This is a genomic window from Reichenbachiella sp. (assembly GCF_039941815.1).
Taxonomy (GTDB): Bacteria; Bacteroidota; Bacteroidia; order Cytophagales; family Cyclobacteriaceae; genus Reichenbachiella.
Genome location: NZ_JBDVDW010000065.1, coordinates 496,267 through 522,148 on the forward strand (window position 1 = coordinate 496,267; position 25,882 = coordinate 522,148).

At 41.8% G+C, this 25,882-nt stretch carries 25 protein-coding genes; 15 read left to right on the plus strand and 10 right to left on the minus strand.

What is annotated here, in order from left to right:
* Positions 1 to 92: 92 nt before the first annotated feature.
* Both ABJF11_RS19205 and ABJF11_RS19210 read left to right on the plus strand, forming a co-directional pair.
* On the plus strand, positions 93 to 680 hold the full coding sequence (locus ABJF11_RS19205) for a hypothetical protein (RefSeq protein ID WP_348121820.1): 588 nt from the start codon (positions 93 to 95) through the stop codon (positions 678 to 680).
* A complete protein-coding gene (locus ABJF11_RS19210; protein WP_348121821.1) occupies positions 680 to 2,134 on the plus strand; it encodes an SPFH domain-containing protein in 1,455 nt (484 codons plus the stop codon). Before ABJF11_RS19205 ends, ABJF11_RS19210 begins: the two co-directional genes overlap by 1 nt.
* Before the next feature lie 67 nt (positions 2,135 to 2,201).
* Here ABJF11_RS19210 and mgrA read toward each other — a convergent pair whose 3' ends face one another.
* From mgrA to ABJF11_RS19225, 3 genes are all read right to left on the minus strand, one after another.
* Positions 2,202 to 3,194 carry an L-glyceraldehyde 3-phosphate reductase gene (gene mgrA, locus ABJF11_RS19215; protein WP_348121822.1) on the minus strand — a complete coding sequence of 331 codons (993 nt, stop codon included), beginning with the start codon at positions 3,192 to 3,194 and terminating at the stop codon, positions 2,202 to 2,204.
* A 170-nt stretch (positions 3,195 to 3,364) separates the two neighbouring features.
* The gene (locus ABJF11_RS19220; protein ID WP_348121823.1) at positions 3,365 to 3,865 is read right to left on the minus strand and encodes a histidine phosphatase family protein; all 501 of its coding nucleotides are present in this window, start codon (positions 3,863 to 3,865) and stop codon (positions 3,365 to 3,367) included.
* A 63-nt stretch (positions 3,866 to 3,928) separates the two neighbouring features.
* Complete coding sequence (locus ABJF11_RS19225; RefSeq protein ID WP_348121824.1) at positions 3,929 to 5,623, minus strand: PHP domain-containing protein; 1,695 nt, start codon at positions 5,621 to 5,623, stop codon at positions 3,929 to 3,931.
* A 109-nt stretch (positions 5,624 to 5,732) separates the two neighbouring features.
* Here ABJF11_RS19225 and ABJF11_RS19230 point away from each other — a divergent pair, with 109 nt between their 5' ends.
* Positions 5,733 to 7,220, plus strand: coding sequence for a polysaccharide biosynthesis C-terminal domain-containing protein (locus ABJF11_RS19230; RefSeq protein ID WP_348121826.1), 1,488 nt, complete (start codon positions 5,733 to 5,735; stop codon positions 7,218 to 7,220).
* 76 nt (positions 7,221 to 7,296) lie between these two features.
* Positions 7,297 to 8,055: a hypothetical protein gene (locus ABJF11_RS19235; RefSeq protein WP_348121827.1), complete on the plus strand. Its 759-nt coding sequence runs from the start codon at positions 7,297 to 7,299 to the stop codon at positions 8,053 to 8,055.
* A 31-nt stretch (positions 8,056 to 8,086) separates the two neighbouring features.
* Here the strand turns inward: ABJF11_RS19235 and ABJF11_RS19240 are convergent, their stop codons facing one another.
* Complete coding sequence (locus tag ABJF11_RS19240; RefSeq protein WP_348121828.1) at positions 8,087 to 8,983, minus strand: EamA family transporter; 897 nt, start codon at positions 8,981 to 8,983, stop codon at positions 8,087 to 8,089.
* 185 nt (positions 8,984 to 9,168) lie between these two features.
* Between ABJF11_RS19240 and ABJF11_RS19245 the strand changes: the two genes are divergently transcribed.
* The 4 genes from ABJF11_RS19245 (at position 9,169) to ABJF11_RS19260 (ending at position 13,722) form a co-directional block, all read left to right on the plus strand.
* On the plus strand, positions 9,169 to 11,154 hold the full coding sequence (locus ABJF11_RS19245; RefSeq protein WP_348121829.1) for an ATP-binding protein: 1,986 nt from the start codon (positions 9,169 to 9,171) through the stop codon (positions 11,152 to 11,154).
* On the plus strand, positions 11,155 to 11,508 hold the full coding sequence (locus ABJF11_RS19250; protein WP_348121830.1) for a DUF1801 domain-containing protein: 354 nt from the start codon (positions 11,155 to 11,157) through the stop codon (positions 11,506 to 11,508).
* Between the two features lie 70 nt (positions 11,509 to 11,578).
* The gene (locus ABJF11_RS19255) at positions 11,579 to 12,340 is read left to right on the plus strand and encodes a formylglycine-generating enzyme family protein (protein ID WP_348121831.1); all 762 of its coding nucleotides are present in this window, start codon (positions 11,579 to 11,581) and stop codon (positions 12,338 to 12,340) included.
* Positions 12,341 to 12,471: 131 nt separating this feature from the next.
* Entirely contained in the window at positions 12,472 to 13,722 is a 1,251-nt protein-coding gene (locus ABJF11_RS19260; RefSeq protein ID WP_348121832.1) for a hypothetical protein, read from the plus strand.
* 52 nt (positions 13,723 to 13,774) lie between these two features.
* Here the strand turns inward: ABJF11_RS19260 and ABJF11_RS19265 are convergent, their stop codons facing one another.
* Positions 13,775 to 14,524 (minus strand): SDR family oxidoreductase, encoded by a 750-nt coding sequence (locus ABJF11_RS19265; protein WP_348121833.1) that lies wholly within the window; start codon positions 14,522 to 14,524, stop codon positions 13,775 to 13,777.
* Between the two features lie 117 nt (positions 14,525 to 14,641).
* On the opposite strand from ABJF11_RS19265, the gene ABJF11_RS19270 reads away from it, so the two are divergent.
* The 5 genes from ABJF11_RS19270 to ABJF11_RS19290 all read left to right on the plus strand — a co-directional run bounded on the left by ABJF11_RS19270 (position 14,642) and on the right by ABJF11_RS19290 (position 18,347).
* Positions 14,642 to 15,544, plus strand: a complete 903-nt coding sequence (locus tag ABJF11_RS19270; protein WP_348121834.1) for a LysR family transcriptional regulator — start codon at positions 14,642 to 14,644, stop codon at positions 15,542 to 15,544.
* A 131-nt stretch (positions 15,545 to 15,675) separates the two neighbouring features.
* On the plus strand, positions 15,676 to 16,032 hold the full coding sequence (gene queD / locus ABJF11_RS19275) for a 6-carboxytetrahydropterin synthase QueD (protein WP_348121836.1): 357 nt from the start codon (positions 15,676 to 15,678) through the stop codon (positions 16,030 to 16,032).
* 11 nt (positions 16,033 to 16,043) lie between these two features.
* Positions 16,044 to 17,285 (plus strand): peptidase U32 family protein, encoded by a 1,242-nt coding sequence (locus ABJF11_RS19280; protein WP_348121837.1) that lies wholly within the window; start codon positions 16,044 to 16,046, stop codon positions 17,283 to 17,285.
* Complete coding sequence (locus tag ABJF11_RS19285; protein WP_348121838.1) at positions 17,286 to 17,513, plus strand: ferredoxin; 228 nt, start codon at positions 17,286 to 17,288, stop codon at positions 17,511 to 17,513.
* Between the two features lie 126 nt (positions 17,514 to 17,639).
* Complete coding sequence (locus tag ABJF11_RS19290) at positions 17,640 to 18,347, plus strand: Crp/Fnr family transcriptional regulator (protein ID WP_348121840.1); 708 nt, start codon at positions 17,640 to 17,642, stop codon at positions 18,345 to 18,347.
* 132 nt (positions 18,348 to 18,479) lie between these two features.
* On the opposite strand, the gene ABJF11_RS19295 is transcribed toward ABJF11_RS19290, so the two are convergent.
* Positions 18,480 to 19,406: a LysR family transcriptional regulator gene (locus ABJF11_RS19295; protein ID WP_348121841.1), complete on the minus strand. Its 927-nt coding sequence runs from the start codon at positions 19,404 to 19,406 to the stop codon at positions 18,480 to 18,482.
* Between the two features lie 79 nt (positions 19,407 to 19,485).
* On the opposite strand from ABJF11_RS19295, the gene ABJF11_RS19300 reads away from it, so the two are divergent.
* Positions 19,486 to 19,776, plus strand: coding sequence for a hypothetical protein (locus tag ABJF11_RS19300; RefSeq protein WP_348121842.1), 291 nt, complete (start codon positions 19,486 to 19,488; stop codon positions 19,774 to 19,776).
* A gap of 337 nt (positions 19,777 to 20,113) precedes the next feature.
* On the opposite strand, the gene ABJF11_RS19305 is transcribed toward ABJF11_RS19300, so the two are convergent.
* The 4 genes from ABJF11_RS19305 to ABJF11_RS19320 all read right to left on the minus strand — a co-directional run bounded on the left by ABJF11_RS19305 (position 20,114) and on the right by ABJF11_RS19320 (position 23,321).
* Positions 20,114 to 20,587, minus strand: a complete 474-nt coding sequence (locus ABJF11_RS19305; protein WP_348121844.1) for a DUF5362 family protein — start codon at positions 20,585 to 20,587, stop codon at positions 20,114 to 20,116.
* Between the two features lie 158 nt (positions 20,588 to 20,745).
* On the minus strand, positions 20,746 to 21,843 hold the full coding sequence (locus ABJF11_RS19310) for a DegT/DnrJ/EryC1/StrS family aminotransferase (protein ID WP_348121845.1): 1,098 nt from the start codon (positions 21,841 to 21,843) through the stop codon (positions 20,746 to 20,748).
* Between the two features lie 3 nt (positions 21,844 to 21,846).
* Positions 21,847 to 22,302: an acyltransferase gene (locus ABJF11_RS19315; RefSeq protein WP_348121846.1), complete on the minus strand. Its 456-nt coding sequence runs from the start codon at positions 22,300 to 22,302 to the stop codon at positions 21,847 to 21,849.
* 2 nt (positions 22,303 to 22,304) lie between these two features.
* A complete protein-coding gene (locus ABJF11_RS19320) occupies positions 22,305 to 23,321 on the minus strand; it encodes a Gfo/Idh/MocA family oxidoreductase (RefSeq protein ID WP_348121847.1) in 1,017 nt (338 codons plus the stop codon).
* Between the two features lie 192 nt (positions 23,322 to 23,513).
* Here ABJF11_RS19320 and ABJF11_RS19325 point away from each other — a divergent pair, with 192 nt between their 5' ends.
* Complete coding sequence (locus tag ABJF11_RS19325; protein ID WP_348121849.1) at positions 23,514 to 25,868, plus strand: family 20 glycosylhydrolase; 2,355 nt, start codon at positions 23,514 to 23,516, stop codon at positions 25,866 to 25,868.
* Positions 25,869 to 25,882: the final 14 nt, after the last annotated feature.

Below are 25,882 nucleotides of genomic sequence, written 5' to 3' on the forward strand. Positions count from 1 at the left end.
GTGCGTACTACTGTTTTTCTCTGCTTCGCAAGAGTAGATTTTTATCTCTCAACTAATTCACCTAATTTCAGTTGCAAAATTAGCTAAAAGACATGGTATTTAACTTTACCGAATGGTGGGAATCTCTGGACACGCTACTTAGAATATACTGGGGAATCGCTATTCCATTCACCATATTTTTCCTGCTTCAAATCATAGTTACGTTCTTTTTTGGTGATATACCTGACGACGCAAGTGCGGATGTAGATGTAGAATCAGATCACGGCATTGGTTTTCAGTTTTTTACTTTGAAAAACCTGGTAGCCTTCTTTACTATTTTCTCATGGACAGGCATTGCCTGTCTTGATTCGGGGCTATCAAACAATCTCTCCATTATCATATCGATGGTGTCTGGTATTATCATGATGGCGGTCATGGGTGGTATATTTTACTTACTCGGAAAGGCAAATACCAGCGGTACCATTAAGATGAAAAATGCCATAGGTGCTGTGGGTGAAGTCTACATGGAGATCCGAGGATCGAGAGACAACATCGGGCAGGTCCAGATACAAGTGCAAGGTACCTTGCGCACTCTGGAGGCCATCACGGATGATGAAGATACGCTTCGTCCTGGCGCAGTCATCACTGTCAAAGAAATCGCTACTAACAATATATTAATCGTTACTAAAAGCCAATCATAATGAGCATTTTCGCATTACCAGCCTTAGCACTCGCAGCACTATTTGTATTTGTGGTGCTTGTTACTTTTTTCAGAAGGTACAAACGTTGTCCTTCAGACAGAATATTGGTCGTATATGGAAAGGTCGGAGACGGCTCAGCCAAGTGTATTCATGGTGGTGCTGCATTTGTATGGCCGGTATTTCAAGATTATGAGTTTCTCGATCTTACGCCAATTTCGATTGAGGTCATGCTGACCAATGCCCTAAGTAGACAAAACATCCGTGTGGATGTACCTTCTAGGTTTACAGTCGGTATATCTACAGAATTGGGTATAATGAACAACGCCGCAGAAAGGCTTTTGGGCCTATCACAAGATAACATCCATGATTTGGCTAAAGATATCATCTTTGGACAATTGAGATTGGTGGTAGCTACCATGGATATCGAAGAAATCAACAGCAACAGAGATAAATTTCTTGAAAATGTCGCTTCCAATGTTGGTCAGGAACTCAAGAAAATTGGTCTTAAGCTGATCAACGTAAACGTAACTGATATCAAGGATGAGTCAGGCTATATAGAAGCACTGGGCAAGGAGGCTGCTGCAAAAGCGATCAACGATGCTAAGAAATCAGTGGCTGAAAAAGACAGAGATGGGGCTATTGGTGAAGCCAATGCTCATCAGGATCAACGCGTGCAGGTATCTGATGCCAATGCGCGTGCGGTAGAAGGAGAAAACACGGCAAAAATAAAAGTAGCCCAGTCTGATGCACTTAGAGTAGAAAAGGAAGCTGAAGCACTGAAAATATCTACTGCGGCTGAAAAAGTACAACATGCCAAAGCACTAGAAGAAGCCTATGCAGCTGAGCAGTCGGCTGAGAAAGCCAGAGCCACCAGAGACAAAGCCGCCCAGACTGCGGATATTGTAATTCCTGCTCAAATCGATAAGGAGAAAGTAGAAATCGCTGCTGAAGCCGAAGCCGAAATGATCAGAAGAAAAGCTAAGGGTGAAGCTGATGCCATACTATTCAAAAAACAGGCCGAAGCACAAGGACTGTATGAAGTATTGACTAAGCAGGCCGAAGGTCTAAAACAAATAGTAAGTGCTGCAGGTGACAACTCTAAGGATGCCGTACTATTACTAGTAGCAGACAAGCTGCCAGAATTGGTGAAAACTCAAGCTGAGGCTATCAAAAATATCAAAATAGATAAAATCACTGTTTGGGATGGTGGTAATAACGGGTCGGACAAGAACTCTACCGCCAACTTTATTTCCGGGCTATATAAATCCGTACCACCGCTTCAGGAAATGTTTAACATGGCCGGCATGGAGCTCCCCGAATATCTAAAAGGTAAGTCGCCAGAAGAAGTACAGGCCATCATAGAATCTAAGAAGGCCAAAAGCACCGCCAAAAAGATAAAGAAGGATAATACTGCGGAGGGTCCGGAAGGTGAGCCTTCTCAGCCAAAATCCTAAAACGACTCCAACAATAAAAAGACTGTCGGAACAGCTACCAATTGAGCTACTCCGACAGTCTTTTTTTTTAGCTCTTCAATATCTCTTCGATCCCTGACAATTCTTGATCGGTAAACTCAATATTATCAATGCTATTCAGATTCTGCTGGAGCTGGTCTACGCTGCTGGCACCTATAAGCACAGATGTTACCACATCGGACCTCAGCAGCCATGCAATGGCCAGCTGCGAAACGCTCTGCTCTCTGGATTCGGCTATTTTTCGGAGTGCTAGCACTTTGTTGATTTTTTCCTCAGTTACCTGATCTGACTGAAGAAAACCAGAAGATTTAGCTGCTCTAGAGCCCTCCGGTATGCCTTTTAGATATTTATCTGTAAGCAAACCCTGAGCTAGCGGTGAAAATACGATACTGCCGATACCGTTATTTTCCAGCGTATCCAGCAATCCGTCTTCTACCCATCGATCAAACATAGAGTATCTTGGTTGATGGATAATAAATGGAGTTCGCAGCTCTTTGAAGATTTTAGTTATTTCCTCAGTTTGCTTAGGTTGATAGTTAGAAATCCCTACATATAGGGCTTTGCCTTGCTTTACCGCATGATCCAGTGCCAACGCCGATTCTTCGATTGGTGTATTTGGGTCTGGTCTGTGATGATAGAAAATATCCACATAGTCCAGATCCATTCGTTTCAGTGACTGATCCAAGCTCGATAAAATGTACTTTCGACTCCCCCACTCGCCATATGGGCCTTCCCACATGTGATAACCTGCTTTAGTAGAAATAATCAATTCATCTCGGTACGGCCGTAGATCCTGATTCATTATTTTTCCAAAGTTCTCTTCGGCAGAGCCTGGAGGAGGACCATAATTATTAGCCAAATCAAAGTGTGTAATTCCTTGATCAAATGCGTAGCGTACCATGCGCCTACCGTTTTCATAAAGATCTACGTGACCGAAATTGTGCCACAGTCCAAGAGAAATGGCAGGTAAGAGTAGACCGGATTTTCCGCATCTACGGTACTTCATAGTTTGATACCTTTCCGATGATGGTTCGTAAGCCATAAGTGTTATTTTTTTTGTTTTAAACCTTAATTCTGTAACAATCAGAAGTATCCGTTTTTTTTTGATAAAAGGATAATTCTTCCGGAAGACAACAGGATTCACTTTCTTAGATTGAAGTCAATCAGATGTCTGTTTTAGTTTTGGGAATGGGTTGAGATCTCTCTCGGTTACTATTGTAAATCTAGGCCTTTCGGATAATAATAAAAAAGCAATTTTGCCTGACATTGGTTTATTTCAGCCCAATTTTTTGTTTCTAATTGAACAGCCGCTATCCCACAAGTAGGAATATTGAAGATCTGTTCGCCGGTAAGCTGGTTTACATAGTCCGTGATACCTGGGTTGTGCACGAATAGCATAGCTGAGTGGTGGGTTGGGTCAAGATGGCTTATTACAGATTCCATATCGTTTTCATATCCATGATAAAATGACTCTTCCAAAATCAATTGCTCCATAGATCTACCAAACGCATTCATAAAAAGTACTGCTGTATCCTGAGTCCTTCGAGACGGACTGCTAACGAATATATCCGGTTTTTCAATTTTCTGTTTTACGTATTCCGCCATTACTGGTGCATCGCGTTTTCCTCTGGCGTTAAGCGGCCGATCTCTATCTCCCAAAGCAGGATTCTTCCAGCTAGACTTAGCATGCCGTACTAAATAGAGTGTTTTCATCGGATCATTCGGTTATGGTATTTTCCTCTGAGTTGTATTTTTTGGTCACTTTTAGAATGAATGCTACTTTTTTCGCCCTTCGAAATATTTTGTGATATCGTTCAGACTCATCGCGTTGAGGCACATCTCCTTGGTAAGGCCACCTTTGCGACCTGCAAGACATCCATAGTACATATCATTGTAGCCTTCCATTTTGTGTGCATCCGGATTAATGCTGAGTACCACTCCTTTCTCCAGAGCATAATGTACCCATCGCCAGTCGATATCGAGTCGATAGGGACTCGCATTAATTTCTATCACTACTCCCCTTTCGGCACAGGCATCTATCACCGCCTTGTGGTCGACCGGGTATCCTTCACGTTCTAAAATCAGCCGTCCTGTCATATGTCCCAATATCGTTGTATATGGATTGTGTACAGCCGTCAGTAGGCGATTAGTAGCTTTTGTGATATCCATGGACAAGCCAGAATGAATGGATGAGACTATAAAATCGAAGCTGGCCAATATCTCATCGCTGTAATCCAGAGACCCATCCGCCAAAATATCAGATTCTATTCCCGAGAATATCTTAAATGGAGCCAATTCCTCATTGAGCAGTTTGATTTCCTTCTGCTGTTCTTTTACTCTAAAATCCTGCAGACCGTTGGCATATACGGCTGTCTGACTGTGATCGGAGATACCGAGGTACTCATACCCGAGATCCCTACAGTGCTCAGCCATCTGGCGCAGCGTATGACGTCCGTCACTATAGGTGGAGTGATTGTGTAGCACTCCTTTCATATCTTTCATTTCAATCAACCGGGGCAGCTTATTGTTCTTTGCCTGCTCCATTTCAAAATCGCCTTCCCGTAGTTCCGGTTCCATCATTGCCAGCCCGACTGCTTTATATGCAGACTCCTCAGATTCGAATTGCTCTGTTTTTAGTATGGCACTTAAGCTTCGGTCTCCGTCCAGAGGGTAGTACAAATGTTTTGGGTGGGCAGTAGTCTCCAACAATGTATTATAATATTTGTTACGTTCGCAAAATCGAATTTTTACAGGGACAGGACATGAGGAATAAATGCCGTGCCAGGCAAAAGGGCCTGATTTTTTTTCTGACTCTTCGAATCCTTCTATTCCATTGATCGTCTTCCTGGTAGCCTCAAAGTCATCTGTTGCGACTAAAAACTCCATAAGGTTGATCACCTCTAATCTTCTTCGTAAGTCACCAGTTTCGGAAAACAGATCAAATGACGGTTGCTTATCGAAAATCTCCAAAATGGTCTTCATTGTGGTTTCTACATTCGCATATCTTTCGTGTCCCCTCGAGGCTAATGCAAATTCTACGGCCTTGGTCAGTGATTCCTGAGATTTCTCGGCAAACCCTTTGAGTTTGGCTACAGCTCCCGCTCGACACAACTGCAACAGATCATCAAGAGATTCGGCACCGCCATCTTTCCATAGTACAGCAATTTTTTTAGGGCCAAATCCTGAAATCTTAAACATCTCCACCACTCCTTCGGGAGTATCCTCCATCAATTGGTCCATGCCGTCAAACGATCCTCTTTCCAAAAGCTGAAAGATATTCGCTGCCATACCCTTGCCTATCCCTTCGATTTGAGGGATTTCCTCAGTGGTAAGGGTACTCAACTCGCTATCCAAGCTACTTATCGTATCTGCCGCAGTTTGATAACTTCGTATTTTGAACGGATTGTCTCCATGGAGTTCCATGAGTTTGGATGCCAGTTTGAGCTTGGTTTTAATTTCAGCGTTTATCACTATTACCTATTTTAGAATTGAGATATAAACTTACAAATTGAATTAGAATTAAATACCAAATTACTGTTTATAAGTTATCATTGCGACAAATCAAAGCTCAAATCAACTCTTGGGAGTAGTAATCAAACAAAGTAGTATTTCTGCCTTTTTCACCTATCTGGGTGCCGCGATAGGGTTTGTGAATACGATCATACTTTTCCCTGCCTTTATGTCCACCGAGCAGATTGGCCTATTAAGGGTGATTCCGTCCACAGCTTTTTTGATCATGTCGTTCGCACAGATGGGTATCGGTCCGGCGCTGATGAAATTTGCACCCGAGCTTAAAAAAAAACCTGGTGGACTCGCTCAACTGCTTACTTTTTGCGTGATCACTGTCTTTGGAGGGTTTATTATTACCACTGGCCTTCTTTATCTATTTAGACTGCCGATTACAGACTACTTCAGCACCAATTCAGCTCTATTTGCTGACTACTTTCTAGTGGTAGTGGTGCTAATTCTCATACTATCGCTGCACAGTCTTTTTGAAGTGTTTGGACGTCTCTTTCTAAAAATAATAGCACAGAACATCATCAAAGAAGTGTTTCTCAGACTGATGATGACCACTGGGGTAACCCTCTTTTACCTTCAGGTGATTTCATTTCATCAATTGGCCTATGGGTTGATCCTAATCTACGGTGCCATGTTTTGCGCCCTGCTGATCTACATCTACAGTCAAAAGGAACTAAAATTTAGTACAAGACTAAATCTGATTGATCGCCCTTTGCTAAAGAGAATTGGCACCTATGCGCTATTTGTACTGATCGGTGCCGGCAGCAATAATATTGTCTTAAATATCGATCAAATCATGATTTCATCGACGCTTGGGCTAAGCGCCAATGGCATTTATTCTACCGTGTTTTACTTTGCTGTGATGATCGAGCTCTCCCGCCGGGTAATTGTACAGATCACGACACCGCTGGTATCAGATTCGCTTGAAAATCAAGACTTGGCTGCCGTCGAAAAAATATATAAGCAAACTTCCATTAATCAAATGGTCGTGGGAGGGCTGTTTTTTATCGGCCTGATTTGCAATCTGGACAATTTATTTGCGCTGATGGCAAAGGGTGACCAATTCATGCAAGGCCGCTATGTCGTCTACTTCATCGGGCTATCCAAAGTCGTAGATATGTCTTTTGGCAACAGCAGCCCTATTATATCCATGTCCAAATACTACAAATTCAATGTAGTGACAATCGCTATTCTTGCAGTACTTATGGTTGGTCTCAATTTGGTTCTAATCCCTACCTACGGGATTTCGGGAGCGGCCTTTGCTTCACTTTTAGCAATATTTATTTTTGGATTGACAAAATTGATTTTTATTAAGATAAAACTTGACCTATTTCCCTTTACCATCAAACATGTTCTACTTGTAATTATCGGGCTTGGGTCAGCATTTCTTGGATTTGTAATACCTCAGCTAGACAATACATTTTTGGATCTAATCATTCGATCTGCTGTGATCGCGCTGGTCTACTCCACTGCTGTTTATTTCCTAAATATTTCAGCTGAAATCAACGGTGGTTTAAGACAATTGAGAAACAAATATTTTACCAGTTAGTATTAATATTGAACGCTAAAATTTATCAACAAGCATAAGATTTTATCCTATACTCCGTTAATTTGATATGAAAAAAATGACCAAACTTTTAGCCCTAAGCCTTATTCTATCTCTATATGCATGTGGCAGCGATGATTCCGACAATGATTCTGGCAATGAAGTCACAGGTGAATTTTCTGATGACTTCGCTGGAGATGGAGAGCTACTAGATTATATCACCAACAATGCCTCAGCACTTCCCGATGTCACCCAAAAAGACGGTCGATATCACGCCAATCTTATCAACAATGATGATAATGTGACCTTACATTTCCATGAGGATCAGGGACGGCTCGACGCCAAAAAATTAAATTTCCCTTTTGAGTTTATAGCTCGCAATATTGGAATCGGCACACAAGAGGACTCTCAAACAGCTCCTACGTCAGCCAACGATCCATTTAATTTCTGTGGGGTACAGGTACATGTCGAGGATTTGTCTACACCAAGCTCAAGTCACGTAGTAGTAGGCCACCGAGGGTCCACAAGTTTTACTATAGAAGGCAAAAACACTAACGAAGGCAGCTCCAGCGTAAATGATATCGGAGCAAACACAGTTCCTGACGGCCGTGCAGATATCAGAATCGTGGGCAACGAGGATCAAACGATCACAGTATACTGGCAGCGCCCAAATCTCACATCAGATGCTGACAACTGGACGCTCTATAATGGCACAGGTGAGTTGCCCGGAGAGGCTCCCACCTTTGGTGAAGAGGTATATGTAGGCTTGATCACCTACGCATTTTGGTTTACTGGTGTACCATTTGTAGGCACCTGCGATGCTATAGAGATCAATTGAGCAATAGCAATAAACGAGAAATATGTGGAGTTTACTCCTTCGCCAGAGAAACATCTTTTCTCTTTCTGATGGCGAGCACATTGCCTATCAGGATCAGTAACACTCCTAATCCGGCATAGACTGTGATTTGATAGTTTTCGAAAATAGTGGATATCACTATGGCGATCACCGGAATGACAACCAAAGCATATGCAGCTTTGTCTGCACCCACTCTGCTGATCAATGTCAAATAGGTACCAAAGGCTATGATTGACCCAAAAACAGTGAGATACGCCAAAGAGATAACGTAGGCCGGCGAAGTATCAAAGCTAAAAGGTCTGTCCAGAATCAAAGCCAGCAAAAACATCCAGATCCCTCCGTACAACATTCCGTAGGCATTCGCTTGAATAACCGGAATAGCGTTAGCCGAATTGCGCGCAGAAGTGATATTGCCTAATGAAGCGATCACCACAGAGAGGGCGGTAATCACGGTACCTACGATAGTTTCCTGGTTGAAACTCAACCCTAAAAATTCATTGCCGAAGATCAATATCGTACCTGAGAGACCAAAAAGTGCTGCGAGCAATACTTGCTTATTGATGGCTCGCTTGAGAAAGATAGCTCCAAAGCCCGAATTCAAGAATACAAGTGTAGAATAGGCGACAGCAATCAGTCCGCTGGCTAAATAGACTTCCGCTTCATAAACCAGCCAATAATTCACCCCAAAAAGTAGAAATCCTTGTAGCGCCATGAAACCATGATCTTTCAATGAAAATTTCATCTTTTTGTTTAGCAACAAACAGAATCCGATCATGATAGTACCCGCCAGTAAATAACGGTAAACAACCGACACCAATGGGTCTACATTGCCCAGCTGAAATTTGATAGTAAACCAGGTAGAACCCCAGATCAAAGCAGGAATTACAAAGAGCCAGAAATTTTTATTCATTGTCAATATTCATCAATTCGCGCAAGCTAAGCAAAACTACAGGATGAATCTTATTAATCAGCCGGATGAGAAAATGTAATAGTATTCGATAGAAGTGGGCTAACTCTATTTGTAGCTGATCCCTACATGGTATATATTTATATAGACCTAATCTAAACTCATTTTCTACTTTGCAACCGGAATCAATGAACTACCATGAGCTAATACTAAATAGCTATGATACACTCGTCGCCTTTTCTCTAGACAAGGATTATAGGATTCTGACTGCCAATAAAAGTGGCGACGAACTACTCAAACGTATGTATGGTAAGGCTGCCCAACCCGGAGAATGTTTGTTGGACTTTTTTCAAGAAGGCCATTCCCGGTCATTGGCCAAAGAGCATTTTGACCGAGCACTCGCAGGCGAAAGTTTTACGATCATTCGTCCATTCGAATTTGACAAGGATTTTCGATATTTCAATATTCTGTATGCCCCTATGAAAGACGGCGAGGAGATTATTGGATTCTCCGCACTGGTATCAGACATCACAGAAAGACAAAAGCATGAAGAAGAAAGGCTAGAAGCAAATGAAATGTACAGGAGGCTATTTTATACCTCTACAGATGCAATTATGACTTTGGAGCCTCCCATTTGGAAATTTACCACCGGCAATCACAAGATCTTAGACATGTTTAAAGTCAAGGATATGGCCGAGTGGCTAAGTATAGGTCCATGGGATGTCTCCCCTGAGTACCAACCGGATGGACAGCTTTCATCTAAAAAAGCCAAGGAAATGATCCAAATCGCAATGGACAAGGGAGCTCATTTCTTCGAATGGACACATATGCGCAGAACAGGTGAAAGTTTCCCCGCCACAGTGCTATTGACCAGAGTCAACTTTAGTCAGCGTAAATTCTTGCAAGCCACAGTCCGCGATGTCACCAAAGAAAAAGAGGCAGAAAATGAATTGAATACCCAAGCGGAATTGCAAAACATACTCATGAAAATTTCTTCTAAGTATATCAATACTCCCCTATCTGAAGTGAATCAGGTCATACATGACTCGTTACAAGAAATCGGAATTTTTGTCAAGGCTGACCGCTCATATCTTTTTGAATTTGACTACGTCCATCATACCATCAGCAATACCTTCGAATGGTGTGCTGATGGAATAATTTCCGTAATAGACAGCTCACAAAACCTGTCGATGATAGATTTCAATGATCTACTAGAGCCCTATTTCAGAGGCGATGCACTATATATTTCGGACACGGAAAATATGGCAGAAGGACCATCCAAGACTATGCTTTTGAATCAGAATATAAAAAGCTTGCTGGCTGTACCTCTGATGCATGAGAAAAATTGCCGTGGATTTGTAGGGTTTGATTCAGTCAAAAAAATAAAGAACTATTCGACTAAGGAAATCTCCATTCTGAGGCTTTTTTCAGACATGCTCGTGAATATTCAACTCCGAACTGAAAAGCAGAAAGAGCTTGAAAAGCTACTCTATACAACAAAAGATCAAAATAAAAGGCTGAAAGAATTTTCGTATATCACTTCGCACAACATGCGTGCTTCTGTGGCAAATATGATCGGTCTTTCCCAAATGATTGAAGTAAAAGAGAGCAGTACTGAATATCTCAATATGCTAAAAACCACCACCCAAAAACTTGACAATTCTATTACCAATATCAATGAATTGATCAATTTTGAGAATGAAGACGTGCTCGAAAAAGTCGATTGCAGCTTGTCAGAAGCCCTTCAGCGTGTGCTCAAACTTACCAATCAAATCATTAAACAAAAGCAGGTGAATTTGACCATCGATATAAATGAATCATTCACAATCAAAGCCTTTCCTGCCTATCTGGACAGTATCTTTCATAATGTGATAACCAATGCGCTAAAGTATGGCATCACTGAACAATCAAAAATCTTAAATATTACGGCACGTCGTGAGGCTTCCTTCACCACGGTATTTATCAAAGATGGTGGTTTGGGAATCGATCTGAGTAAATATGGCGAGAAGATGTTTCAACTGGGCACCAGGCTTCACGATACCTCTGATGGACAAGGACTTGGCCTTTTTATGACCAAAAGACAAATGGAAGCTCTAGGTGGAAGAATCGAGGTGGACAGTGAAGCGAATATGGGTACCACATTCAAATTGCATTTCCAACATCAACTTACCTAAATGGACCCTAACCTATCTGCCTTCTACCTCGAAAAATCCGAGCCTGCAAAAGGTTGCCTTTATGCCCTACGTGACATTATTTTGAAATTTGATCCTTCCATCCGTGAGGCTAAGAAATATGGTATGCCGTGCTTCCTATATGAAAAAAAGCCTTTTTGCTATCTCTGGACAGATAAAAAGTCGGACCACCCGTACATTTTGGTCGTGGAAGGGAATAAAATAGATCACCCCAGCCTTGAGAAAGGCAACAGAGCCAGAATGAAGACCATGACCATAAATCCAGTTAGTGATTTAGATATAGAAAACATAATCGAAGTATTGGAGTTGGCAAAAACCGTCACATTGGGACACTAGTCACATTTTTCACCTCTTATCACTTAGATTTTAAAATATAAAATTTTGGTTACGATCCTTGTCCTAAAAAATGAAAACGATACTATTTATTCTTTTCCTGGTTGGAGGTAAAGTAATCACTGTCTCCATTGGTAATGCACAGTCGCTTGGCGAAGTTCGAAAATTTGACTTGGGCGATGATCTCACCATCGACATGATATGGGTTAATCCTGGCGAATACCTAATGGGCAGCCCTACCTCTGAGCCGGAGAGAAACGCCTTAAATGAGCAGCAGCATAATGTCACGTTGAGCAAGGGGTTTTGGATTGCCAAAACTGAAGTGACACAGCAACAGTGGGAAGCTGTGATGGGTAATAACCCAAGTAAAATAATAGCAGCGAATCATCCGGTAGAGCAAGTCAGCTGGAATGAGGCTCTGAAATTCATTTCTAAAATTAACACTAACGGAGCCAGTTTCAGACTACCATATGAAGCCGAATGGGAATATGCTTGTCGTGCTGGCACCTCTACTGCACATGCAGGGGTACGTGATCAAATGACGTGGCACTTTGGCAATTCTGGTAGATCGACTCACCCAGTAGGTACGAAAATACCCAATGCCTGGGGTCTACACGACATGCATGGAAACGTTTCTGAAATGTGCATGGACTGGTACAAAGACGACATTAGCAATGATAATCTAGACCCCAAAGGTCCAGCATCTGGCACCAGAAAAGTGGAAAGAGGTGGACAATATACAGGCCGAATCAGGCACACCAGATCAGCGGATCGATCCTCTGGGGAGCCAGCAAAAAATGCATTCTTTGTTGGTTTCAGACTTGTACACGATTGAACAGATGAGATGAGTTGGTTGTAACAAAAGCGCACATCTATTATATATCATTGCCTTAACAATGGCGTAATCGCAACTTTATAGTTTTAGCACAATTATTGCTTTTGAGCCATAAACAAAAAAAACCTCGCATGATTAAATATATTGCAACCCTCTCAGTAATACTATTGGCTTCTTCTACCGGTTGGACGCAAGATCATCAACCCTCACTTGAAGATTGCAAGTTGATGTTTCAAGATTATTACTACTTGAAGGATTGGGAAAAAGCCCAAACCAATCTGGAGTTCGTTTTAGAAAATAGTCCTGAGGAAGATGAGAAATACTACATCAAGGGAGTTAAAGTCTACGAGAATTTGATAAAGTCCATAGAAGACAAAGATCAAATCATGGGCTATCAGCAAAAGGCGCTGTCCCTCTATCAACAGCGAATATCTATCTACGGCAACTCTGCACAGGTGCAGAATCAATTTTTGTCATCCATCTACCGTTATTGGATCAATCAACCTGCTAGATACGACAGCCTTTCAAAACTATTTCAGATAAGATTTGATGAAAATCTAAGCGAGGTATCTCACTCGAATATGTTGGCCTATTTTGACCTGGCCAGAAGAGCCAAAAGATACGAACGTCCTATCGAAGAAGATCAGATTCTTTCCAATTATGACAACATTTCTAAGAAGATCAATGCTGATGGGGATGAAAAAGGATACATGGAGAAAATAGAGCAGATGCTTTTAGAATCAGTAGATCTCAACTGCAACAAAATAGATGAGATTTATGGACAGGACGTCTCCGAACTGGACAATGCCAAACGATATCTCAATATGGTGTTTAAGATGAGCTGTGATGTAAATGGCAAAGCCGAAGAGGCGCTAGGAATTGTATTGGACAATCAGCCAGAGTATAAGCTGGCTATGTATGCAGCCAAAAAATCAATCATAGATAATCGCCTCACAGATGCTCAAAAATTTCTAGGTATTGCTTTACAGCAAGCTGAAAACCAGACCGAAGAAGGCAATGCTTACCTTGAGCTGGCGAAGACGATGACATTGGATCAGAAAAAACAGGAAGCACACAAATATGCCAAAAAAGCTATCGCAAAATGCAACAGTAAAGAAGCGTATAAGCTAATCGGCAATCTGTACATGTCTAGCTTTACAGAGTGTATAGGTGAGAAGGATATAGTCGCCAGACGTGCCGTTTTTATAGCCGCATATGACAAGTTTAGAATGGCCAATGATGCGAAGAACATGGCCCTGGCCGCCGCACAATTTCCAACCATGGAAGAAATACACTTCAATAACTATGAACTGGGGCAGTCAATGATTGTTGATTGCTGGTTTAAAGAAGAAGTGGTGATAGCCAAAAGAGCTGCAGAATAAAAAAATCCCGGCGGCTTAGCCGTCGGGATTCAAACCAACTCCACTTACAATCTTAGCCTACATACGTGGCAAATTCTTTTTCAATAGCCTTAGGATTGGTAGCATAAGCAACTCCTACCTGACTAGACATCGCGTCGGGAAACACATCCTCAGACCCTGACTCCAAGCCATCTACGATTGCTTTGGCCACATTCTCGGGAGAATCCTTATCCATCTGTAAATCTTTGGCCATATCTGTATCAATTGGCCCAGGATATACACCAGTCACTAGTACATCGTCATTGACTAATTCTGCACGATATCCTTGTGTAATGCTATGTACTGCTGCCTTGGTCACAGAATAAGTGCCGATCGATGGCATATTAGCCAAACCGGCCAATGAAGACACGTTGACAATAGCAGTATTGGGTTTAGCCTTGAGCTGCGCTATAAAAGCATTGGTCAAACCAATAAGCCCATTTACATTCACAGATAGGTGATAGGCAAAATTCTCCGCAGCATCCTCAGCAATCAGGCTGTCAAATTTCAATACTCCGGCATTGTTTATCAAAATCTCTACGTCACCAGCTACTTTTACCACCTCAGCTATAGATTGACTATCCGTCACATCCAACTTTAACGGGATCAATCGATCACCATATTTGTCTTTTAATACACTTAGCGTATCTGGATTTCTGGCTCCAGCATAAACCTTGCTTGCTCCTCTTTCCAACAATTCAATTACAATGGCTTTTCCAATTCCTCTGTTTCCTCCACTCACAAGGGCCACTTTTCCTTCGGGGTTAATTTTTACATCTGACATCTTTAGTTTTTTTAAGGTTCTTAATTTAAAGTTGTAAGGCAGGAAACGGAGATAAAAATGTTATAGCTATAAATTTTTATTGTAAAATTGTATTAGTGATATTAATATTTTTATAGCATGATAAATCTAGAGTGGCTAAGAACCTTCAGAGCCGTATACAAAACTAAATCGCTGAGTAAAGCAGCAGAAATGCTCATGGTCAGTCAACCCACCGTCAGTCAGCAGATATCAGCACTTGAGTCCAGAATGGGCAAAAAGTTATTTGATCGTAAATCCAAGGGAGTGGTGGAAACAGATGTCGGTCGTATGCTCAACACAATGGTTTCGGGATCGATAGAAGCCCTGGAGGGTGTAGAGCACAACATCATAAAAAATGATTCAGATCTCAAAAACATCCTCACCATTGGTATTTCTCCTCATACCTATAAAACCTCGTTGTGTGCTAAGGTTCTTCAATTGGGAGAATACGTGCATATTAAATTTGACAAAACACAAGCACTCATTCGTGAAGTCGAAGAGGGTAATTTGCTCTATGCAATTGTGCCAGGAGAGCTCAATACCTTCGATACCTTTAGTCATCACCTCACTCATCAAAAAATTGTCCTGGTAGGCACACCTGATGTAGATTTCAATCCACTGAAAAAATTGTATCAAAAAAATAAGGAGGCTGCTCAGCATTGGCTCGCAGAACATAAGTGGTATGCGCATGACAACAATTCGAATTTCATTAAAATCTTCTGGTTAAATGTTTTTGATAAGAAAAGACCAGCTATTGTACCGAATTATATAGTACCCAATGAGTATGAAGTGCTATTTCAACAGACACTTGGTTCAGGGTTGTCCGTAGCATTTGATAGCACCGTTGAGCCATTTGCAAAAGCTGGAACCTTAAAAGTCTGTGAACTAAAAGAGGTCACACATCGAAGCCTATCACTCATAGCTAACAAGAAAAAAACTCATCCTGAGATGACAGATAAGATTCTGAAACTTCTAAGGTATAAAGGTCAGAAAAAGGTATGAATACATCATTATGCCCCTTCGGGGTCTTGGAGCCATAGCACCTTGGATCACGGTTCCAAATGTTTTTATGCATCTCTTTTCAGCAATGAATAGAAAATCGCCTAACTTCGCGGATTAAACAGCTGATAAGTATGGTTATCTATAAAAAATTCGCATTCGACTCGGCCCATTTTCTTCCGAACGTACCGGAGGGGCACAAGTGCAAAAACATGCACGGTCATACCTACAACCTCACCGTATTTCTGGAAGGAGATTTGGATACTGAACTTCAGTGGGTCATGGATTTTAAGGAGCTTAAAGATGTGGTAAAACCCGTCATAGAACGAATAGATCATCAGCTGCTAAACAACATTGATGGCTTGGAAAATCCTACAGCCGAACGAATAGTGGTATGGATATGGGAACAAATACAACCCAAACTGCCGTTATTGAGTAAATTGGAACTGAACGAGACGCCGACATCCGGTGCTGTATACGAAGGAAAATAAGAGAAATAGGAATGGAAGCTATAAAACATGATATTGAAATAATGGCCCCAGCAGGTTCTTACGAAAGCCTGCATGCAGCCATAAAGGGCGGCGCCAACTCTATCTACTTTGGTGTAGAGCAGCTCAATATGAGAGCAAGGTCTTCAAATAATTTCACACTGGAAGATCTAAAAAAAATAGCGGAGATATGCAGTGAAAACAATATGAAATCTTACATCACACTCAATACGGTGATGTATGATCATGATATGAACCTGATGCGTTCTATTGTAGATGCCGCCAAAGAAAGTGGTATTTCAGCCATCATCGCGGCAGATCATTCTGTAATGAACTATGCTAAGAAAATTGGCTTTCCCGTCCACATTTCCACTCAGGCCAATATCAGCAATATAGAAACTGTAGAATTCTATGCCATGTATGCCGATGTGATGGTGATGGCCAGGGAGTTAAGTCTGATGCAGGTCGCTGATATCACCCGTGAAATCAAAAAAAGACAAATAACCGGACCAGCCGGTGAACTCGTACGAATCGAGGTATTTGCTCATGGAGCACTATGTATGGCAGTATCAGGCAAGTGCTACCTTAGTCTGCATTCAGATTTTGCATCTGCCAATAGAGGTGCCTGTGTGCAAAATTGCCGTAGAGAATATACCGTAAAAGACGATCGCGGTAATGAGCTAAAGATCGATAACGAGTACATCATGAGTGCAGCAGATCTGTGTACCATCGACTTCATGGACAAGGTCGTAGAAGCTGGTGTATCAGTTTTTAAAATAGAAGGCCGTGGCCGTGCAGCAGACTACGTTTACACGACCACAAAATGCTACAGAGATGCTGGCGATGCTATAAATGATGGCACCTACGGTCCAGAAAAATTTGACGCTTGGAAGATCGATCTCGAGCGTGTATACAATCGTGGTTTTTGGGATGGCTACTATCTGGGAAGAAAAATGGGCGAATGGAGTGAGGTCCATGGCTCAAAAGCTACCACAAAAAAAATATTTCTTGGCAAAGGAGTCAAATACTTCAACAAACTGGGAGTTGGAGAATTTATCATGGAAACTCATGCACTGGAAAAAGGTGATGAAGTCATGATAACCGGACCTACCACCGGAATCGTAAAAGCAACAATCGAAGAGATGAGAGTGGCTGACCAATCGGTGGAGAAGGTCAAAAAAGGAGATAGCTTTTCAATCAAAATCGATGAAATGATCCGACCATCTGATAAGTTGTACAAAGTAGTCCCAGCATAAATGCACAAGGTCACTCAATATCGTGATCGCTGTATAGGCTGCAACGCTTGCGTTGAAATAGCTCCGGACCGCTGGAGAATATCCAAAAAAGATGGACGATGTACACTTGTAGGTGGAAAACCCACAAAGGGCATCTATCATGTAGATATCCATGAATTTGAACTGGAAGAAAACAAACGTGCCGCCGCTAGCTGTCCCGTAAATATCATAAAAGTGGACGGTAAATAAGAATTACATAAAAGTACCCTCAAGTCATTACCAGACCTTTCCGTGCTAAGTACTTAAATACATGAACTTTCGGTTTGATCTTACGTATTTTACGTATAATTTTACGTAGTAATACGTAATTATATTATGAGTAGCACTATTTGCACAAGTTGTATAAATGAAGACTGTATCATCAAAAGGAACAGTCATGACACCCAGGTAGAAGTATATCTGCAGCGAAAACACACCATTCAATGCAAAAAAGGACAGCAGTTTATCCTGGAAGGTGCCCCTGTACACGGCCTTTACTTTGTGAATAAAGGAAAAATAAAAATCGCTAAGACCGGCTATCAGGGAAGAGAGCAAATTGTGCGCCTGGCCAAAGATGGAGAGATCATTGGTCATCGCGGATTTGGATCGGGGGAATCGTATCAAATCAACGCCGTAGCTTTGGAGGACACCATTTTGTGCAACTTCCCCAACGAACTGATGAAGGAAATGCTAAAGCACGCCCCAAATCTCACCTACGACTTCATGATGTTTTATGCCGATGAGCTGAACCGCAGTGAGACTAAAGTCAAAAAATTTGCCCAAATGACTGTCAGAGAGAAGGTCATAGATGCCATTTTGTATATCTACAGAAAGTTTGGTCAGACAGAAAAATACCTAAATATCAAACTATCGAGAAAGGAAATAGCTGATTTTGCCGGTACGACTGATGAGCAGGTCATTCGCGTAATATCTGCGCTCAAAAAGGAAAACCTCCTACGTGCTGAAGCGAAAAAAATTGGAATCGTAGATATTGAAGTACTTAAGAAGGAAATCTCTGAGCATAACTTCTTTTTGGATAGTTAGAGCTTGGAAACCTTTGCTGATTTAAATATTGCAAAAATGGCATTCATTCTCTAATCAACCCAATCAGACAAAGAACTGAACCACTGGCTAGCGGTAAGTAGTCAAAAAATATCTCAGCGATTCATTCCCCCCTCACTCCGTCCTGTTGTACCAATCAAAATGATTCTCAATAATTGCTGATTTGTTCTCTTGAAGAAAAGCAAGATAGGCTTCCGCTATTGGCGACAGCCGCTTCTCCTTTAGCCATACCAGGTTCCAATGAGTTTTGATAGGTAGCCCCTTTACAGATACTATTTCTAGCTGATTATTATTTAATTCATTTTTGAGACCAATTAAGGGCATGATGGAGTACCCCAAATCAGCCAGTAATGCTTGTTTTACAGCTTCGTTTGATGTCAGCTGAATGGTTTTGTTGATGGGTATTTTGTGACTCTTAATAAAGAGTTCCATGGCCTGATGAGTGGCGGACCCCTTCTCTCGGAAAATAAATGGGGTTTTTTCCATGGTCTTAGTATGCATCAATTTGCTTTTGGTAGCCTCATTATACTTCCTTACCATGTATAGCTTATTCTCCATCAACTCAATCCTCTTGACTTGAAGATTTTCTGGAAGAACGGACACAAGTGCAAAGTCGATTTTATTAGTTTCCAAATCCTTAATCACTGTAGCCTTATTGGTTACATCCATGGCCAATGACACGCCTCTATGCTTGTGCACAAAATCCGTGAGGAAAAATGGCATTACATACTTGCCTGTAGATACGATTGATAGCTTAAGCTGCCCAGTCAGAAACCCCTTAAAAGCCAGCGTTTTGTTTTTGATCTCGGCGACTTCTTCAATAATCTTCTTACTAGAATCTACGATCTCTTTCCCAAAATCCGTGACGTAAACCTGCTTACCTATGACTTCTATTAGTGGTATTTCAAACTGATCTTGAAAGTTTTTGAGCTGTATTGATACAGCCGGCTGAGTTAGATGTAATTCTTCTGAAGCCTTTGTAATGCTCATTTTTTCAGCAACTTTCAGAAAGACTTTAAGTTGATGCAATGTATAGTTCATAAATTATACTAATTGTTATGATAACAAATATAAATGATTATTTATGATTTTTATGTGCAGTTTTGCCTTAAAAAAAATCATGAAAACACACAGTATAAAAGTAATCGACAGCACGTATTCTATTGATGACGCCAAAGAGGTGATCCTTTCTTTGCTCAATGACAAAATTAGATTTTTGGGTGCAAAAAAATTCAGCAACACCATAAGATTTGGAGAAGAAGGTACTCATTTAGACAAGCGTATAATGCAATTGACTGAGGAAATCGAAAATCTAAAATCCTTAACGGATCAGATCAACAAGGATGAGCTAGATGCAAAGATTGATTGTAATCTGAATATCGAATTTGTACCTGTAAAAGAACTGGTTTAGTCTGGTATTTGAAGACACTGGACCAATCCTTCACTTTCGCTTCGCTTATGGATATTCTACCCAACCCTGCACTGCTATTTTTTATTTCGGAATCGTGGCAGTGTGGGTCAAAAGCGAATCAGTTATGAAAAATTCACCGAAGTTCCCAGGCTATACTTGAAATATAAAGCTGAATACTAAGGTGTACTTGTAACGGTCACGCATTAATCTGTGCTGCAAATTGGTTATGTATGTCCATCAGCTTGACCTATTAAAGGCTGCTATGGTTGCTGCACGCCTTTCTATTATTCCCCACAACTACTTCCGCGGTTGTCAAGGTCGTTTTTAGCGAAAGCGACTAGGCTAGCATTCCGGCCAATAACCCAAATATGAAGGCCAACGCGTAAATACCAAGAGTGATCGCAGTAAAAATTCCGATGAATTTGAACATGGACTTCTGATTGCTAAATGCGGTGGTAAGTGCCTCAGAGTCTTTGTTCTCCAGAGCAATTTTCAATTGGCGTGAAAATCGATACAAATACAGAGTCGGGAAAAAATATAATAGCGCCCCTGCCACATACACAAAGGATAAGACTCCTCCAAATCCATCAGGTAGATTGCCCGCTTGCGCTTGACCTTGAACTTGACCCAGATACGAAATCAGGCTTCCTGCAAATAAGGCAGCCAAGACGATCAATCCAGTCATTACAAATCCAAGAATGGCGAGAAATCCGGCCCACTTTCTGGTTTCATTCAAAAAGGAAATATCTCTGCTTGATATTTTTAGTTCGCCACTGCCACCAGCAGCATCAATTATACTATTATCTTCCATTGTTTTTTATTAGTCGGTTATGCCTAAGATTCTGTCAATCCAATATAGGATTTGCTTTCCATTTATTTCTCTAAGATACCTTTTGACAAGGCAACCTACAAATGTTTGGTCTGATGAACTGGATGGATTGGTGGAGCCATTCGGCACGATACAATTGCCTAAACCAGTACCTCTTTCAGCATCTCAATGACATAGTCCTGCTGCTCACGAGTTAGCTCTGCGTACATAGGAAGTGACAAACCGCATGCTCCCAGCTTTTTGGCCACTGGATAGTCATCAGCATCAAATCGATCTTGATACGGAATCAACTCGGGTAGAGATTTAGGGTAATGAATTTGAGTACTAATTCCTCGCTCTTCCAATTTCTTTTTCACTCCTTCTCTGTCCTCCACCAGGATCGCATACACATGAAATACCAGCCGATGGTCTGCGTCAAACTGCGGGAGTTCAATTGGTAGATCGGCTAGTTGTTCGTTGTAATATTTAGCATGCTCTATTCTTGACTCGGTCCATGACTCGATATGCTTCAGTTTCACATCCAAAATCGCTGCCTGCAGCGTATCCAGTCTACTATTTCTTCCTTCTCGAATGTGATGATGTTTTTTCACCTGACCATGATTAGATATTACTCTGCAGCGCTCAGCAAGCATATCATCGTTGGTAGTAATGGCACCCGCATCACCATACGCACCTAAATTTTTACCTGGATAGAAGCTGAATGTCGAGATATCGCCGAACGTACCCACACGCTGGCCCTTGTACTCCGTACCATGAGCCTGTGCGGCATCTTCCAGCACTTTCAAGTTATGTTTTTTGGCTATGGCCATAATTTCATCCATTTCTGCAGAGCGGCCATAAAAATGTACTGGTATCAATGCCCTGGTCTTGTTCGTGATTTTTCGTTCTATATCCACAGGATCGATAGTGTGCTTACCCGGCAATATATCTGCAAACACTGGAATTGCTCCAGCGGTGGTCACACACTCCGCAGTAGATATCCAAGACATGGCTGGCACAATTACCTCACTATCAGGTGCAAGATCCAGCGCTTCAAGCGCTATTTCTATGGCGTCAGTTCCATTGCCACAGCCAATACAATGCGCTGCGTGCATATAATTGGCGAAATTGGATTCAAATTCCTTGACCACAGGTCCTCCTATGAATGAGGTGTTGGTCAGAATATTTTCGATAGCAGCATCTATCTCCACTTTGATGGATTGATATTGTGCTTTTAAATCGACGAAAGGTATTTTCATTATCTACTTGATTTTTTTGGCTGGATTGCCGGCATATGTTCCTGATTCGGCGATATCCCTGGTCACCACAGCCCCTGCTCCGATGACCACCTCATCACAAATAGTAACCGGTAGAATAGTAGCATTAGACCCAATGGAAACATGATTTCCTACAGCTGTTGGTTGCCAAAGAGAAACATCTCCTCTGGCCGGTCCACCGGTTGAAAACTTATCATTGACAAACATTACCCCGTGACCAATAAAGCAGTCATTGCCAATGGTCACCAAATCACAAACAAAGCTGTGTGATTGTATTTTTGTGCGTGCTCCAATAGTTGCGCCATTTTGAATTTCTACAAAAGGTCCGATAAATGAGCCTTCACCTATGGTGCATCCGTACAAATTGACCGGTTCTACGAGGGTCACATTAGCGCCAAAGTTCACATCATGAATTCCTACAGAGTGTTTTTTAGGCTCCATAATTAATATTTATAACCTGCCGAATTATAGATTTTTTCAATTGCATCAATGGAGCGAATTCCTTCTGTGCCTTCCACGATATCGCATTTTTCACCGTTGAGATCTTTCACGATTTCTGCCACCACTTTGTGATGATTGGAGCTGGTGCCCTGATACTTGCCGTAGTTATTAGGCAAATCAGCAAAATTGATATTCGTAGGCAATGGATAGGATTGAACATCCCAATAATCGATTTGATTCAGATACGGTCCACCGATTTTGACAGTACCTTTCTCACCAATGATGGTGATACTGCCTTCATAATTTTTGTTGTATACACAGGTAGTCCAAGTCAAATTTCCTTGCACACCACTCTCAAAAGCTATGGCAGCGTTGCCACAGTCTTCGATTTCTATGTTTTGCATCTTAGTATCCACAAGAGCTCTGGCCTCAGTCATATCACCAAACCACCATACGAGTAAATCTATAAAGTGACTTGCTTGAGTAAAGAGTGCTCCTCCTTCACTTTGACGATGGCCTCTCCAGTCCGAGTTAGAATAGTACTCAGGGTTCCTGTTCCAATAGACATTGCACTCGACCATATATATTTTCCCCAGTTTGCCCGAATTCAAAGCATCCCTGGTCAGTTCGATGGGTACATTGAAGCGGTTTTGCTTCATCACATACAATCGCCTGTTTTCAGCCTTAGCTACCTCGATCATCTTCTTCGCATCACTTGTCTTGAGCGCCATAGGTTTTTCTACTAGCACATGCTTGCCAGCTTCCAGGGCAGCTATTGTTTGTTCTTTGTGCAAGTGATGGGGAGTGCAAATACTAATTAAATCGAGGGAAGAGTTTTTCAAAACACTCTCCATGGAGTCAAACCGCTCGAATCTATTCTGATAAGTATCTACCTGCGCCTGGGCTGCCTGAGAGGATGAGTCGTATACCCCTGCCAGTTCGGTATTTGTATTGTTGTCAAAAACTGCAATATGGCGTTTGCCAATGTTTCCACAACCTATAACAGCTGTTTTCACCATTTTTCGATGTCCTTAATTTAATGATTACAAGATTATTGAAATTATGCTAAAGCGAAGCCTACCTCGTCTAGTTTATTTATATCACCATCATTTACAGCTCCTTCTTAGCTCCTATTCGCCCCCATTCAGCTAAATAAATTCAATGTATTCCGCAATCTAACTAGTCTTATATGATCAATAAATGACCAAAGGATGAATACCAAATACATATTAATAATGGGATGGCTAGGGATGATGCTCTTCTCATGTCAGGAGTCGCAAATCCCAGCCTCTTACAATGAAGGCATCAACGTCACACCAAAGCCTCAGCAACTTCAGGTGAATGAAGGCGAATTTATCCTAAATAGCAGCACCACCTTGGTGATCAACAAGCAGGAAGAAATTTCTTCTATTGCTGCCTTCTACCTTTCAAAAATAAATCGAGCCACAGGGTACAACCTTAGTGTTGCATATACTGAACCAGCCAATAATTTTATTTCCCTTTCTCTGGACTCAGCACTTAGCGTAAATCAAGAAGGGTATACTCTTCAATCTGATCCAGCGTCTGTGAATATATCATCAACCCATCCAAAAGGCTTGTACTATGGACTAAATACGCTAATGCAACTGCTGCCTGCAGAAATCGAATCTTCATCAATCATTGATCATGTAAAATGGGTAGTACCGGCAGTTACTATTCAGGATGAACCCAGATTTTCATGGCGTGGTTTCCATCTGGATGTCTGCCGCCATTTTATATCTATAGATGAGGTAAAAAAGCATCTTGATATGCTGTCCGTCTTTAAGATCAACAAGTTTCATTGGCATTTGACGGAGGATCAGGGATGGAGGATTGAGATCAAAAAATATCCTGAACTGACTACGATCGGCGGTACTCGTATAGAGGCTGACGGGTCCACTCATGGTGGGTTTTATACCCAGGAGCAAATCAAGGAAGTGGTACAATATGCCGCCGATAGATACATAGATGTCATTCCGGAAATCGAGATGCCAGGTCACTCACTGGCTGCCCTGTCTGCCTATCCAGAATTGTCATGCCGAGGTGGTAGTTTTACTCCAAGGATCATCTGGGGGGTAGAGACAGATGTTTTCTGTGCAGGCAAGGAGGACGTCTTTGCTTTTTTAGAAGATGTAATAGAGGAAATCATTCCGCTTTTCCCCTATGAGTATTACCATCTTGGTGGTGATGAGTCGCCAAAAGAAAGATGGGAATCCTGTCCACATTGCCAGGCAAGGATTTCGCAGGAAGGCCTGGAGGACGAACATGCACTTCAGGGATACTTTATGGCGCGCATGGAAAAGGTTCTTCAAAAACATGGCAAAAAAATGATTGGATGGGATGAAATTCTAGAAGGTGGTATTTCTGATACTGCCAACGTCATGTCATGGCGTGGTGAAGAAGGGGGCATCGCAGCTGCCAATGCAGGCAATGACGTAATAATGGTGCCCGGTGCATGGCTCTACTTAGATAAATATGAAGGTGATTATAAAATAGATCCAGTGACCATCGGAGGTCTGCTACCTTTATCCAAAGTCTACAGTTACGAACCCATTCCGGAAGGGATAGACCCTACCAAAGCTCATCATGTACTCGGTGCGCAGACCGCTCTGTGGTCGGAATATATCTATCAAGAGGAACTTTCTGAGTATCGAATGTACCCCAGAGCTCTGGCATTGGCCGAGTTGACCTGGACATCTGCTGCCAACAAGGACTATGCTGATTTTGAACGTCGCCTCGACCATCAGATGGTCAGAATGGATGCACACGATATCAAATACTACATCCCACTCCCGGAAGGCCCCGCTTCGCATGTTGTCTTCTTGGACAGCGCAGTTTTAGAATTTTCTACTCCACGACCTGTCGGCAAAATGGTATTTACACTTGACGGCTCTCAGCCTTCCAATAGCTCGTCAATTTACATATCTCCACTTGTGCTGAAGGAAAGTACAACATTAAAGATTGCATCGGTATTGCCGCATGGGAAAATGAGTCGCACTAGAATTATCCGTGTGGAGAAGCAAGTGCTGGCACCTGCTGTGACGAACATCGAACCTGAGCCTGGGTTGTCTACAAAATCCTCGTATGGCAATTTTTTGAGTACGGCTGATCTCAAAGAAATAGAAGAATGGAGTTCAAGTACGCTAGATTCATTGGCTCAAGCCAATACCACCTTGCACTGGGGATTTGTCATCGACGAATCTCGATTCAGAGCAGTAGTCATCGAGGGACATCTTGAGGTGCCCGAAGATGGAGTATATTATTTCTCCAGCAATCAAGATCAGGTATGGATTGACGATGTTCTGGTCATCAATAATGATGGCGGCGTGAAACGGTTTTCTCAAAACGATGGGGCAAAAGCGCTTGCCAAAGGACTGCACAAGCTAAAGGTAATCTACCTCAACAATGTCTATCGTGGCTGGGCCTCTGACTGGAATACTGTGGATGTGAAAATTCGAAAATCTGATGAAAAAGAATACCGATCAATTACACCGGATATGATCTTCAGAACAGGTATAAAAAAAGAACCTCTTGCGGATAATCTATGACGATGGCGCAATGA